The organism is Anaeromassilibacillus sp. SJQ-1, from assembly GCF_046693725.1.
GTDB lineage: Bacteria > Bacillota > Clostridia > Oscillospirales > Acutalibacteraceae > Anaeromassilibacillus.
Genome location: NZ_JBKEIV010000016.1, coordinates 1 through 13,275 on the forward strand (window position 1 = coordinate 1; position 13,275 = coordinate 13,275).

12 protein-coding genes, 1 tRNA gene and 1 pseudogene are annotated in these 13,275 nt (G+C 50.1%); 6 read left to right on the plus strand and 8 right to left on the minus strand.

Annotated elements, in window-relative coordinates:
- Positions 1–109: 109 nt before the first annotated feature.
- The 6 genes from ACGCCZ_RS05415 to ACGCCZ_RS05440 all read right to left on the minus strand — a co-directional run bounded on the left by ACGCCZ_RS05415 (position 110) and on the right by ACGCCZ_RS05440 (position 4,675).
- The gene (locus ACGCCZ_RS05415) at positions 110–370 is read right to left on the minus strand and encodes a hypothetical protein (RefSeq protein ID WP_411655504.1); all 261 of its coding nucleotides are present in this window, start codon (positions 368–370) and stop codon (positions 110–112) included.
- 201 nt (positions 371–571) lie between these two features.
- The gene (locus tag ACGCCZ_RS05420) at positions 572–964 is read right to left on the minus strand and encodes a hypothetical protein (RefSeq protein ID WP_411655505.1); all 393 of its coding nucleotides are present in this window, start codon (positions 962–964) and stop codon (positions 572–574) included.
- Positions 936–1,091 (minus strand): hypothetical protein, encoded by a 156-nt coding sequence (locus tag ACGCCZ_RS05425; RefSeq protein ID WP_411655506.1) that lies wholly within the window; start codon positions 1,089–1,091, stop codon positions 936–938. Before ACGCCZ_RS05425 ends, ACGCCZ_RS05420 begins: the two co-directional genes overlap by 29 nt.
- 29 nt (positions 1,092–1,120) lie before the next feature.
- Entirely contained in the window at positions 1,121–2,737 is a 1,617-nt protein-coding gene (locus ACGCCZ_RS05430; RefSeq protein ID WP_411655507.1) for a DEAD/DEAH box helicase, read from the minus strand.
- A 14-nt stretch (positions 2,738–2,751) separates the two neighbouring features.
- On the minus strand, positions 2,752–4,347 hold the full coding sequence (locus tag ACGCCZ_RS05435; protein ID WP_411655508.1) for a site-specific DNA-methyltransferase: 1,596 nt from the start codon (positions 4,345–4,347) through the stop codon (positions 2,752–2,754).
- Between the two features lie 239 nt (positions 4,348–4,586).
- Positions 4,587–4,675: transfer RNA gene (locus tag ACGCCZ_RS05440), tRNA-Ser, on the minus strand.
- A 268-nt stretch (positions 4,676–4,943) separates the two neighbouring features.
- On the opposite strand from ACGCCZ_RS05440, the gene ACGCCZ_RS05445 reads away from it, so the two are divergent.
- Positions 4,944–5,390, plus strand: coding sequence for a cell wall hydrolase (locus ACGCCZ_RS05445; protein WP_054324981.1), 447 nt, complete (start codon positions 4,944–4,946; stop codon positions 5,388–5,390).
- Between the two features lie 31 nt (positions 5,391–5,421).
- The gene (locus tag ACGCCZ_RS05450; RefSeq protein ID WP_175055214.1) at positions 5,422–6,042 is read left to right on the plus strand and encodes a hypothetical protein; all 621 of its coding nucleotides are present in this window, start codon (positions 5,422–5,424) and stop codon (positions 6,040–6,042) included.
- Between the two features lie 116 nt (positions 6,043–6,158).
- Here the strand turns inward: ACGCCZ_RS05450 and ACGCCZ_RS05455 are convergent, their stop codons facing one another.
- A complete protein-coding gene (locus ACGCCZ_RS05455; protein WP_054324982.1) occupies positions 6,159–6,980 on the minus strand; it encodes a hypothetical protein in 822 nt (273 codons plus the stop codon).
- 254 nt (positions 6,981–7,234) lie between these two features.
- Between ACGCCZ_RS05455 and ACGCCZ_RS05460 the strand changes: the two genes are divergently transcribed.
- The gene (locus ACGCCZ_RS05460) at positions 7,235–8,494 is read left to right on the plus strand and encodes an ATP-binding protein (RefSeq protein WP_242967326.1); all 1,260 of its coding nucleotides are present in this window, start codon (positions 7,235–7,237) and stop codon (positions 8,492–8,494) included.
- A 26-nt stretch (positions 8,495–8,520) separates the two neighbouring features.
- Entirely contained in the window at positions 8,521–9,774 is a 1,254-nt protein-coding gene (locus ACGCCZ_RS05465) for a peptidoglycan-binding protein (RefSeq protein WP_054324983.1), read from the plus strand.
- Positions 9,775–10,022: 248 nt separating this feature from the next.
- Here the strand turns inward: ACGCCZ_RS05465 and ACGCCZ_RS05470 are convergent, their stop codons facing one another.
- Positions 10,023–10,901, minus strand: a complete 879-nt coding sequence (locus ACGCCZ_RS05470; protein ID WP_411655509.1) for a C40 family peptidase — start codon at positions 10,899–10,901, stop codon at positions 10,023–10,025.
- Positions 10,902–11,335: 434 nt separating this feature from the next.
- Between ACGCCZ_RS05470 and ACGCCZ_RS05475 the strand changes: the two genes are divergently transcribed.
- Together ACGCCZ_RS05475 and ACGCCZ_RS05480 are read left to right on the plus strand one after the other, a co-directional pair.
- Positions 11,336–12,445: a galactose ABC transporter substrate-binding protein gene (locus ACGCCZ_RS05475; protein WP_411655510.1), complete on the plus strand. Its 1,110-nt coding sequence runs from the start codon at positions 11,336–11,338 to the stop codon at positions 12,443–12,445.
- Between the two features lie 121 nt (positions 12,446–12,566).
- Positions 12,567–13,205: pseudogene (locus ACGCCZ_RS05480) on the plus strand (ATP-binding cassette domain-containing protein); the annotation flags it as partial.
- Positions 13,206–13,275: the final 70 nt, after the last annotated feature.

The following is a 13,275-nucleotide window of genomic DNA, read 5'->3' on the forward strand; positions in this document are numbered from 1 at the left end:
TTCCTTGTCTTTGGGAAAGGAAGAAGATTTAAAACACATGAATACAGCAAGACGCATGAAAAAGCCGTAGTGATTCCATGTTTAAAGCCTGAGGTTCGATCTCGTGTCATTACATACCTTTGACAATTTCCATAAAACGCTCCATAGAATACGCCCCCGGATAGTCCGGTTGTTTGGTCTCAAACACCATGTAATACTTATACTGTTTTCCGGCCAACTTCGCCCATTGATCGCCAATCTTGGCTTTTTCTTTGGACTCGTCGTTGTCCAGATGATCGCCCTTGGTTTCCACCATCAGCACCTTCCCACTGTGGAGCATTACAATGATGTCAGGGTAAGCATGAATAGGGCCGTTGATCTGGAATCCCAATCTGGAAATATTGCGATGCCACCACTCTGACGTTGTTCAACTCAGATAGGCTCCACACCACTCTAAACTCATACTCGTTCATTTCTTCTTCGGCGGTGTAGAGTGATTTCGGCGTCATCGAGGTAAAGGCAGTGGGAGAGATCACCCCTGGCAGCGCATAGTTGGGCAAGCAGGATATTTTATCCTGTTCCAACCCAGGTATCAAATACGCAGAAGCGATGTTGGGCAATCAACTCTTTTTACTTTCCCCTGAATCTTCACGACATAGGGGTACGGAGACTGCTCCAGCTCAGAAAGTTGATCTTCGTTCAAGGTACCAATCACACGATCGATGTACTCGTTCAGTTCCCGGTCGTTGACACAGTTCATCTTGGACAGTTTCTGCTTGATAATGCCCTTACACAGAGAAAGCCGTTTTTCGGAGGGCTGAGTGCTGAACCACTCCCGAAAGAACGCACTGTCGCCACCAGACAGCCGCCACGCCTTTGCAGTGCTGTCCTTACTGTTGTCCACATCCACCCGTGCCATTTCAGCATTGACGGTGGTGAAATCCACATGGGCGTCTTTATCCCGCAGAGAAAACCCGCCCTCCAAATGTTCCAGCTCCAGTGTTTCGTAGAGACTCAGAAAACAGGCTGGGAATGGTCTCCAGCATAAACTGAGGGAACCGTAAGGTAGAGGCTTCTTCTGCAAATTCTTCATTCATTCGGAATTGATTCATTTTGTCGCGCACCTCCAGGGGCGCCTGACTCAAAGCAGTATTATCTGCCTGGTTGATCTCATCCTCATATATTTTATTCTGTTGCAGCGCCTGTGCCAGCATGGGATCGGACTGCACAGCTCCTTCTGGACGGATTGCTCTGCCTCCTGCGTCGCCGCATCAAGACGCGCTTTTAAATCGGTACTGTCTACCTCCGGCAGATCCGGTTCGTCAGAGGGAAGCGGAACAATGGGAAGTTGTTCCGCTTCCGGGCTCGGCGCTGCTGCAACCGGAACGTCCACATCCTGCGCCCGGTAATCGCGGTTGCTGAAACCGGCGCTGTTTAACCCGGTCACGACCTTTTCCAGCGTCTGGTGGAAGTCCGCGGAAGAGGTAATGACATAGGAGAGATTCAGCACTTCGCTGCTGTTCTTTTGCGCGTAAGGTAGGCGGAGCACCCGGCCCAAAATCTGTTCCACATCCACGGTGGAAGTGCGGTTTGCCACCGTGGCCAGCACATAGGCAAAGGGACAGTCCCATCCTTCTTTTAGGGCGTTGACGGTGATAATGTACCGGATAGGACAGTTCGGGGACAGCAAGTCGATGTTCTTCAGCTCGTCCTTATCGCCGGTCTTGATGGCAATTTCCTGCTCGGGGATACCGCCGTCCACCAGCGTTTTTTTGATCTTTTCATATGTCGTGCTATCCGCATGATTGCGGGGTTGTGCCTGAAATAGAACGATCGGGCGGATATAGCGTCCGCTTGTCTTCTGCTCCTGCTTTGCCTGTGCCTCCAGTTTGGCGCGAATAGCGATGGCATCCCCATACACATCGGCCTGAGACTTGCGGTTATAGACGATGACCGGCAGCTTGACCATGTTGGCTTTTTTCAGCCGTGCGGCGTCAACAAAAGAGATAACATTGCTTTTCTTCTTAGGCGTAGCGGTCAAGTCAAATACAAAGCTGGGATTGAAGTTTTGCAACATTTCCACACTCAAATCCGAAGTGGCATGGTGGCTCTCGTCCACAATGACCACCGGGTTCAGATAACGGATCACCTGGATCAATGCCGTCTCGTCGGTATCGGCCAGCAGAACCGACGGATCGTCCATCCACTTTGCAAACTCGGCCAGATAACCGTTCTGCTGATAGGCTTTACGGCCGTCCTTTTTGCTCGTGCGGAAAGAATCATAGCTGAGAATAAACACAGAAAGCTGCTCCATAATGGCGGAAGGGGTAAAATTTTGCCCCAGGAGGGCCTGTTCCTTGGAGTAAACTTGGACCCGCCCGCCAAAATCTACATCCAGTCGCTGGCGATAGGGATGATCAGGGTTTTCCAACGCCTTACGGGTCTGTGCTAGAATGGCTTCGGAGGGCACCAACCACACCGCGGCCTTGGCCCGGCGTTGGGGCATGGCGTCAAAAATCGTGCGCAGAGAACTGGCGGCGATGTAGGTCTTGCCACCGCCGGTAGGCGCCTTGGCGCATATATGGGGCACGCCGGGAAGCACGTTCACATAATCCGGCATACCACCAAGGCCCACCACAACATTCTTTTCGTTCCAGAAAGTCTGGTACGCCTTTGCCGGACTTTGCAGCTTTACCACTAGCTCCAGATAATGTGCAAGATCGGCAATAACCTCTTTCTGATAAGATTTCAGTTCCATTTCTGTACGCTCCTTTACAGCCGTGCAATATCCCGAGGGATTTTCTTAAATAGGATGTTATGGTTGCGCAGTGTTTCCAGAGGGATAGCGCATAGATCGGCATAAATGATATAGCCTTCGGCCTTGGTCCGAATTGTAGATAAAAAGGCGTAGTCCAACGTGGTGACGCTTTCCCGCTCGTAATAGAAGTAATAGGCGGTATTGCGGCATAGGCCCATGAAATAGGGCTCGTCCTTCGATTGTCCGGCGGGCAGGGGCTCTTTGGTCTCCATATAGTAGACATATTCCCGGATTTCCTGCGCGCCCACTTCTTCGTTGAGGTTGCCGTCCGGCAGCAAAAGCACAGGCCCAAGCTCGTAATAGCTGAAATGACCGCCGGTGCCCTCCACGGCCTTTTTATCTCCATACCCATCAATTACCCGCTTGACTCGCTCGGCGGTGATGCTGCCGGCGTAGTCCATCATTTCCACCAGAATAAATTTGCGGTGGCCGCCGTCGGCCCTGTTCATGTTCAGCACAGCATGGGCGGTGGTCCCGGAACCGGCAAAAGAGTCGAGAATGATGGAATCTGGGGTGGATGCAATTTGTAAGATACGCTCAATCAGACGTGTGGGTTTTGGCGTGTCAAATCTGGTTATTCCTAGTTTTCTTAACTCCATAGAAGCCCCTTGTGTATGATTCACGTCATCATAATGCCAAAGTGTACGATTAACTACACCTTGATGCCCAAATAAGAATTTTTTAAATCTCGGATATTTTGCTTTCCCATCTACACCCCAGTAAAGCAAATTATTTTTGATATGTTCTTCATATTGTTCCTTTGAATACGCCCATACGGCTGTTTCTTTTGGCCAAACTTCTTGTCCTGTATTAGGATTTAGGATAGGGTAATACAAACTTGGCCTTTCCTCTTTAGATTTATTGCAGGTATATGTAGCTGAATTCCAGCAGCCACGAGGATCATTATCTGGGTTTTGATAGTTCCTTAATTGCTTTTCCGTTAAGGGCAAACGTGATGGTCTCCAAATCGCTTTGTTCTTTGCAAAAACAAGAATATATTCAATATCATTGCTAAAATATTTTGCGTCATTTGAAGGGGAAGCTTTCTTAAACCACGAAATGTAATCCACAAAGTTGACATTCCCAAATATTTCATTGCAAAGAAGATGCAGGGAAGATAGCTCCGTGCTATCAATGCTAATAAAAATAGCTCCGTCCTCTGCCAACAGCTTTTGCAGCAGCTTCAAGCGGGGGTACATCATACACAGCCATTTGTCATGGCGGGAGAGGTCCTCTCCCTCTTTGCCTACCACTTCGCCCAACCACTTTTTGATCTTGGGGTCGTTGACGTTGTCGTTGTATACCCAGCCCTCGTTGCCGGTGTTATAGGGAGGATCAATGTAGATGCACTTTACCTTGCCCTCGTACCGAGGCAGCAGGGCCTTTAACGCCTCCAAATTATCGCCGTGGATAATCATGTTTTCACTGCCGTTGTCCTCGGCGTGCTGTCCAGCTTCATCGTAGCTGTACTGGCGTTCCAGCACCCGGTACGGCACTTCCTGGTGGTGGTTTACAACTTTATCTTTTCCGATCGATTCCAGTGTTGGCATTATCTTTCCTCCGAAGATAGGGTATCTGTTCAACCTGCTCGTGCATCTTTTGGGCAGCATTCTCAAAGGCTGTTTCCCAAGGGGAAAATCTGCTTTGCCGTTTCCAGACCTCTTGCTGACTGTTTCGGACAGCGTGTTCCGGTATACTGTCTGGGGGTTCTCTTAATCCGCACTTGCCCTTCTGTAATCTTATAGAAACCAAAAGCCCCGGACGCGACTTGCGCGCCGGGGCTTCCGACTGGCGGAAGCGGTGGGATTCGAACCCACGAGACGTTGCCGTCTACCTGATTTCGAGTCAGGCCCGTTATGACCACTTCGATACGCTTCCATATAATCATTTTTCTATATGCCTTATAAACCATCTTACAAACAACTTTGAGTCCAATAGGCCAGAAAAGACGCCCGAATCTTAATGGCTTCTATTTCAGGCGAACATCTACATTTTAAAGAAGTGTGCGGGAAAAGTCAAGCAGTTTTACAGGATTCTTGCTGTTCAGACAAAATATTCCGAGCATAAAGAATGAAAAGCAGTACCACGACATGGAAGAAAGGCATATGATGCTTTGAGACAATTTCTAAAAAATCAGGTGATGAGTATGGCTTATACCGAGCGAGAACTCCTGGCGCGGTTGATCCAATGTGAGGCGGGCGGGGAAGGGGAGGACGGTATGCGCGCAGTGGCATCCGTCATCATGAACCGTGCGACAGTCCCCTATGGAGAGTTTTTCCGAATCAGCCAGGGCGGGAATGTACGCAATATTATTGAACAACCCGGACAGTTTGTCTGTATGCGGGAGACCGTAAATGGAAACTACAATCAACAGAACGTATGGAATATGGATCCACAAGAAATTCATTATGAAATAGCGGATTGGGCATTGGCGGGGAATACCTTGGGGGCTGTGGGAGAAAGTTTATTTTTCTTTAATCCCTACAGTTCGCAATGTCCCACTTATTTTCCGCCAGGTGGCATTGGCGTTGCATTCAATCGAATCAATGACCACTGCTTTTACACGCCTACACAAAAGTATGCAACCACTTGAATCTATGACGAAATAGGAGGGTATGTTTTATATGGATACTGGAACATTCGCTCAAAATCAAGGGATGTCCAGCGCGACCACACCTTGTGTGGGGCCGGGTTGCGGAAGTTCCGCACCGGATGTCTCTTCCTTTACCAATTACCGGGCAAATCCAAACTTGCCAACTCTGGAAGAAATCGCTTCTTATAATGTGATGAATGCATATCAGAGGCAATTACAGAGGGAACAACTACAAAATACAGATAATAGCCCACTGCGGGACTATGCTGTGGAAAACCAACATGTCGGTACACCGTGGCCGCCATTGTCAGACCGCTGGGAGAGCCGTAACAACATTGCGCAGGGAGCGCCCACAGATAGCAGTGCCATTGCTCAGAGCGGCGCAACTGGCGGCTCATTGGCGCCGATTACTCCTACGACGCAACCGCCTTCCATACCAGCGGAAAGCTTACAATATATGAATGGCTTTTTGCGTACGCAGATTGGCCGGCCAGTACAGGTTGAATTTCTGGTGGGGACCAATAATATGGTTACTCGTTCCGGAATCCTTTTGGCGGTAGGTGCAAACTTTATTCTCATTAATGAGGCTGAGACGGACGACATCCTGGCATGCGATTTTTACAACATCAAGTTTATTCGGTTTTACTACTAATTTATCCCTCTATAAAAGGCGGTGCGGAACACTCCACACCGCCTTTTATAATACGGATACCGTGCGAAAGAAGTACCCTTGTAGGTTTCCGATACGATGAAAAGAAAAAGCCATGATTATCCCGCGGCTTCTACCGTTTGCGCTGAAGCTGCCTCAGGCGGAAGCTCTACAGCGGAAGCGTCATTGCAATGCGTAAGGCTCCCTTCTATGGTACACTTGGACACGGAAACCTTTACACTGTCGCCACTGATTTTATTAAATACAGTATTGAGCGCCTCTGTAGTATCCAATTCCATACGAACAGGAAGCCCGGTTTCCTGTTCCAGATAACAATAGCCATAAACCGCCGGTACACTGTCCAAAAGCTCCTGCACCAATGTTTGAGACCCATCCCCCATTCCACTGGCAGATACAGTAGCCTCAATGGAACTCCGAAGAATTTCTGCCGGAAAAGTCACCTCTAATTTGTAGGTTGCCACACCGTCCACTTCTTCCTCCCGAACCAGGTGCGGTTCAGCAGCCTGCTTCAACAACCGCAGACACTCGATCTGTTCCAGAGGGGTGGTGTTCAGATTTTCAGCAGGAGTGCGGAGCCATCCATCCTCAGATTCAGCGTAAAACCAGCAAGCGCTGTCCTCGGCCACTGTATACGTTACAATTGGCGCACCAGTCCCCGCATCCTGCGTACTTTTTAAACGAAATGGATCGGCAAAATATATGGAGGAAACCTCGGAATGAAAAGTTTGTTTTGTACCGCCCACAGAAAACTCCAGGTCGCTTGAAAAGCGGCTTTCACAACTTTCAAGGGCATTTGCCTGCGACATAGCCTCCCGAAAGAGGACGTCTGGGTCAAGTTGCCCCTTGGAGGAACAGGCCGTACATAAAAGAGCAAAACAGAGAATCAGAGCGGCTATGCCTCGAATCCAATTTCTTTTCATGATTGACTTCCTTTCGAAACACTGGAAAGAGGAGAAATCGCTTTCTAAACAGATTTACCACCATAGTAGCAAACAATTTGTAAATTCGCAAGACAAATCGTGTCGTGAACTTGACATAAAACCCTTTGAAGGGTATCATGTATTGTATATAACTATGGGGTTTTAATCGGGAAGCTTCCGCGTAGTAGGGGAGATTGCCCAGAACAGGAACGGCCATAGAGGCCGAACGGTGTTTGGATAGAAAAGGGGTTTTTTTGTTGTCGAATCGAGTCAAAGAAGTGGCCATGGAGATGGCTTCTCTTTCTGTTTATAAAGGGATTTTAAATCGGACGGTTCCAAAGGCGTTTTACCGGCTGCTGTGGGAGGCGGAAGGCGGTTCCTTGGAATCGTTTCTAAATGCGTGGGGCGATTTTTTTGCTGTATTGTGTATGCGTGGGTACAGTGAAAACCTTGCAGGATGCATCACGGGGACCGCTTTGTTTGATGAGAACGCCTTTTCTTTGGCCGCCGCCGCGGGAACTGCCGTACTTCCGGAAGGAATGCGCTGTGCAGTGAAGCGAGATTTGGCTGTGATCCGGAAGGCGGCGACTCTCACACCCAAAGAGATCCGGGAGAGTTGTGCATTTGCAAAGGAGATTGCGGGGATGCAGCTCCCCGAATGGAATATAGGCGAACCTGTTGCAGTGCTCGATGGCGAACTCGACCATTGCATTACGAAAATGGCAGCGTACTATCGCTCCAATGGATGCGGAATGTATGCGCGCTACCGTGCCTTTATTTGGCGAGACCACCGCATCCAGCCTGTGGCTTATCCGGACAAGCAGCGCCTGGCCGATCTCAAGGGATATGAGATCCAGCGCAAATTGGCGATTGATAATACATTGGCCTTTTTGCAAGGGCTTCCTGCAAACAACTGCCTGTTGTATGGGGATCGCGGTACGGGGAAATCTTCCACGGTCAAGGCGATGCTCAACGAATTCTATCCGCAGGGATTGCGTGTAATTGAAATTCCCAAGGAAGCGTTGATGGATTTCCCAGCGTTGGTGGACCAAATTGCATCGGTTCCGCTAAAATTTATCATCTTTATTGATGATCTATCCTTTTCCCAGCAAGACGACACCTATGCCGCATTGAAAGCTGTGTTAGAGGGCGGTTTGGCTGCACGGCCGCAAAACGCGCTTATTTATGCGACTTCCAATCGCCGCCATCTGTTGCGGGAAAGTTTTTCCGATCGGGAAGGGGACGAAATCCACCTGGGTGATACCATCCAGGAGAGCATGTCGCTGGCAGACCGCTTTGGATTGTCCATCCAATTTTCTCTCCCGGATAAAGTGCATTTCTTGGAGATTGTGGAGCTTTTGGCACGCCAGCGCGAGCTGGACGAATACCTCCCAGAGATCAGGGCGGGGGCGGAACGCTGGGCGATCGCCCGCAGTGGCCGTTCACCGCGCTGCGCAAAACAATATATCGACGACGCGGAAGCGCGCATCCGGCGTGGACAGCCGCTCGATTGACACAGGACGGAAGGGAGACAAGTCTTATGTTGAAAAGATCATTTGCAGCGCTGTTGGGCGTGTTATTGATGATTGGGGCTTGCTTGGGCTGTGGACCACAAGGGGACATCAGTTCTGGCGTAGCAGAGAGGGACTTTCCAGTTACCGTCAATGAAGTGACCATTCAAGACGAGCCGAAGGGCGTTGTGGTGCTTTCACCCAATCTGGCAGAGGTGATTCTAGCGCTCGGCTATGAGATGCAGCTCTGTGGAAAGGGCGCGGCATGTACGCAGGAAGATCTCTCGGTACTTCCGGACATGACGATGGATGACCCACAGTCCATACTAGGGGTTGGGGCGGATTTGGTACTCACGGAGCAATCTCCGACCGAAGAGCAAAAGAAAGGGCTGAACGATGCAGGAGTAGATGTTGTCACCATCGCGCCAGCAGCGAGCCGCGAAGACTTTACCCGCCTGTATCGGGAGGTTGGCGCTTCTATTATGGGCGGCGTGAAAGGATATGAGCGGGGAGAAAAGATTGCCGAGGGGATTTTCAGTACCATCGACGACATCAGCCGCCAGATTCCCCAGACGGATACGCCGGTTTCCGTCTGTTATCTTTATGATGTGGAAGGCGGCGTAGTGACAGGCGATACTCTCGAGGGCAAGTTGATCGAATGCGCTGGGCTGATCAATGCAGCTTCCGATGGAGTGGATAACCACATGGAAGTGGACACCCTATTGATGGTTCAACCACAGTACATCTTCTGTCCTACGGGGCTCAAGGAGACTCTGGCGCAGACGGACAAATACAAGAACCTGACAGCAGTACAGGAAGGACGCGTCTATGAAATGGACCCCGCTTTGATGCAATGGCAGGGCAATGGGGTGATTTCGGCCGTCAGTTTTATGGCGGGGACCGTGTACCCATCCCTGGCGGAGGGAACCACGTCTTTGGCGCCGGAGGATGGCCAAAGTCAAGCGCCTACGGGCGGGAACCCGGACATGAATGTCGGTGATGTCAGTTCTGCTCCTGCACAGCCGGAGGGGGATTCCCTGAAGCTGGGAGATGAAGGGGATGCAGTCAAGAATCTTCAGCTGCGTTTGGCGGAGTTAGGATACCTTTTTGTGCAGCCCACAGGCCTGTATGGAGAGGGGACGCAGCAGTCGATTATGGACTTTCAGTATGTCAATCAATTGAAAATCACTGGAGTTGCGGATGAAGAAACAGTCAACCGCCTGTTTGCTGCAGATGCACAGCCACGTCCCGAAGGAAACCTGATCTATTCCGCAGACGAATAAGAATTTGGTGAAATAACGAAACAAGCCCACCTAAAATGACCAATGTTCTATGCAAAATCGCTTGCCTTTTTCATTGAAATATCTTATACTATATACCAGCGTAACAAACCCAGAGCTTTGAGAGATCTCAAAATGTGAGAATTCCGAGCGAGTAGGAAGGATGTCTGGGTAAAATGCCATCGAAATGTTGATGGCCGCTTTTATGAATTTGCTTTCGTGTTTTTCCTCAATATATTGAATAAGAATCGTTATTCAACGCGGCGCTTCCGGCCAGGGGCTTTTCCTCTCCCCTGGCCGGAAAATTTTTGCCCAAATAGGCTGCCTACAGCGAGCAATTTGCGCGGGAGGTCGGCGCGGTACTCAGGAGAGCGGGGGTTCAGGCTGTTAATTACCACTCCATGGCACCCGTTTCCGGCTGTCGAGTGGATATATCGTCCGCCTCCTATTAACATAGCGACATGCCCGGGGAAGAAGAGCAGGTCTCCTGGTCCAGCACAGCGGAAGGGGATCTGTTCAATTGCATAGCCGGGTTCGATGCGCGCGTCACGGAAAATGTAGACGCCATTTAGCGCGTAGGCCATAAAGCAAAGGCCGGAACAGTCGATTCCCATGGGGGTCATCCCACCCCACCGATAGGGGGTTCCTGAATAGGATTTTGCAGAGCGAACCACGTCGCAGCGAAATTGCGGTGCTTTTCGGGCGCCAATGCCGTGAAACGGCTTAACAAGGGACGAAGCGGGAAGAAATCCGGGCGTGCCGTTTGGAAGGAATACTTTTTGCCATTTGTCGGTAGCAGAGGCTTCTTCCCATCGCAGGCGTGCCCCGCGCGGCAACGTACAAAGGGTAGAAGCCTGTACCGACGGTTCATGTTGGAGATCTGCAAAGGACGCGCAGACAACGGCCTTGGATGCGGACCGCCACTGTTCTGGGGAGGAAAGCGGAAACAGCGTGTTTTCTAGGACCCATCCCTCATAATAATAGGCGGTTCGTACCCGCCGGTAGGCGCCGGAACTCTCTAGAATCTCAACTTCTGTGCCACAAAGAGCTTCGTCTACCCGTACGGCGCCTTCTTTTGGCGCATTCCAAAGGGGTGCGACTGCGGCCTGGACGCATGCAAAATCTCCCATATTGTCCGCCTCCTTTTCAACAAAGATTTCTATGCGGCTATTAGGCGGTTTATGCATGCTGAAAGAAAAATCCTTATAGAAAGGATCGCTTTGTTGTGAAATTTTTCGGGAAAGGAAGGTTGTCCCTGTATCTTGTGTTTTCTATGCATGCCATCCCCAATTTACGACAGATTTTAGGCATGTTCCCCTAATTTCAAGAAGCTATTTTGTCCTTTTTCACAAAGGCGGTCATTGTTTGGCAAAAACAATCGAGCAAAAGAGCGAAGATATTTCATACAAGACCGAAGAATTTTATATAGATTTTTTGAATAGGGACAGCTATACTTACTAATAGTAAATCGCAATTGAACTCGCATTTGTGCAAATACACAAAGCGCAGATTCATTGCAAAACCGAAAGAAGATTTTTCAAAGAAAGTAGGAGGATTTTCAGGTATGAAAAAGGTATTAGCATTTATGCTGGCAGCCATGATGATGGCTTCCGTAGCGGTTGGCTGCGGCAATGATAGCAACACTTCTTCGACAGAGTCCACTGGCACAGACAGCACTGCGTCCACGGACAACAACGAAGAGCCTTCCGAAGCAGGCACAGACGCTTCTGATGTAAGCATCGGCTCCTGCGTTTACAAGTTTGACGATACGTTCATGACCGGCGTTCGTAACACCATGACTGCTCGTGCAGAAGAGCTGGGTGCAAAGATCGACATCGTGGACTCCCAGAACAAGCAGCCCACCCAGAACGAACAGGTTGATACCTTCATCACAAAGGGCGTCAATGCTCTGATTGTTAACCCGGTTGATCTGACCGCTGCTGGCCCGATCATCACCAAGGCGAAGGACGCAGATCTGCCGATCGTTCTGCAGAACCGCCAGCCGTCCGAGGAAGACATGAATTCCGATGACAAGGCATGGTATGTTGGCTGCCGTGCAGAGCAGTCCGGTACAATGTCCGGCGAGATCATCGCTGATTACTTCACCGCTCATCCGGAAGCTGATAAGAATGGCGACGGCAAGGTCCAGTATGTCATGATTCAGGGCGAGCCTGGCCACCAGGATGCTACCCTCCGTTCCGAGTATGCTCCGAAGGCAATCGAAGAGGCTGGATTCGGCGTTGAGCAGCTGGCTGCTGACACCGCTATGTGGGATAAGGTTAAGGCTACCGACTTGATGGCAGCATTTATCTCCTCTCAGGGCATTGACAAGATCGAAGCTGTTCTGTGCAACAACGACGACATGGCTCTGGGCGCAATCGAAGCTCTGAAGGCAGAAGGCTACAACTCCGGCGACGAGTCCAAGTATATTCCGGTTGTTGGCGTTGACGCAACGGCTCCGGCTCTGGAAGCTATGAAGGACGGCTCCTTGCTCGGTACAGTTCTGAACGATTCCACCAGCCAGGGCAATGCTAGCGTGAACATCGCTGTTGCAGCTGCTCAGGGTAAGGAAATCACCGAAGAGAACATTGGCTATCCGGTTACCGACGACAAGTATGTCTGGGTTGACTATGTAAAGGTCACACAGGACAACTATCAGGATTACATGTCCTAATTAGCGCGAACGCAGTACACTTTCTTTTGATTTCTTAAAGAAAAGCTCTGCTCTACGGGGAACGCGAAAGCGAGCGCTTTCCGTTCCCCGCTTAATTTTAGCAAGAAGGAGGATTGATCGTATGGGAGAATATGTGCTGGAAATGAACAACATCACGAAGGTATTCCCGGGCGTAAAAGCGCTGGACGGAGTAACCTTGAAAGTGCGGCCCGGCAGCGTGCATGCTCTGATGGGCGAGAACGGTGCAGGAAAATCGACACTGATGAAGTGTTTGTTCGGCATCTACCATGAAGATGGCGGCGAGATTATCCTGGATGGAAAGAAACGGGTCATCAATACGTCGAAACAGGCGTTGGACCTGGGAATCTCGATGATCCACCAGGAGCTGCACCCAATCCGGTTCCGCCCGGTAATGGAAAACATCTGGCTGGGAAGATTCCCCATGAAAGGGATCGCCGTCGATAAAAAGACGATGATCAAAAAGACAAAGGAGCTCTTTAAAGAGGTCGACCTGGACATTGATCCGGAGGTACTGGCGGGAACGCTGTCGGCGTCCAACTTGCAGTTGGTGGAGATAGCGAAGGCGGTCAGCTACAATTCGAAGATCATCATCATGGACGAACCGACGTCATCGTTGACAGACAACGAGACCGAGCACTTGTTTAAGATTATCCGGCAGCTACAGGAAAAAGGCTGCGCGATCATTTACATCTCCCACAAGATGGATGAAGCGACGAAACGCGCAAAGCGTTTCACGATAAATGCGAAAACTCACGCAGTATGGAAGTCGTTCCTGGTGACATCGTTCAACTGAACGAGTAAATAATGAC

What these genes read in the sequence shown, in the direction of transcription:
- ACGCCZ_RS05425 (WP_411655506.1), bottom strand. Translation starts at nt 1,091, where the DNA reads ATGAATCAATTCCGAATGAATGAAGAATTTGCAGAAGAAGCCTCTACC.
- ACGCCZ_RS05430 (WP_411655507.1), bottom strand. Translation starts at nt 2,737, where the DNA reads ATGGAACTGAAATCTTATCAGAAAGAGGTTATTGCCGATCTTGCACAT.
- ACGCCZ_RS05435 (WP_411655508.1), bottom strand. Translation starts at nt 4,347, where the DNA reads ATGCCAACACTGGAATCGATCGGAAAAGATAAAGTTGTAAACCACCAC.
- ACGCCZ_RS05445 (WP_054324981.1), top strand. Translation starts at nt 4,944, where the DNA reads ATGGCTTATACCGAGCGAGAACTCCTGGCGCGGTTGATCCAATGTGAG.
- ACGCCZ_RS05450 (WP_175055214.1), top strand. Translation starts at nt 5,422, where the DNA reads ATGGATACTGGAACATTCGCTCAAAATCAAGGGATGTCCAGCGCGACC.
- ACGCCZ_RS05455 (WP_054324982.1), bottom strand. Translation starts at nt 6,980, where the DNA reads ATGAAAAGAAATTGGATTCGAGGCATAGCCGCTCTGATTCTCTGTTTT.
- ACGCCZ_RS05465 (WP_054324983.1), top strand. Translation starts at nt 8,521, where the DNA reads ATGTTGAAAAGATCATTTGCAGCGCTGTTGGGCGTGTTATTGATGATT.
- ACGCCZ_RS05470 (WP_411655509.1), bottom strand. Translation starts at nt 10,901, where the DNA reads ATGGGAGATTTTGCATGCGTCCAGGCCGCAGTCGCACCCCTTTGGAAT.
- ACGCCZ_RS05475 (WP_411655510.1), top strand. Translation starts at nt 11,336, where the DNA reads ATGAAAAAGGTATTAGCATTTATGCTGGCAGCCATGATGATGGCTTCC.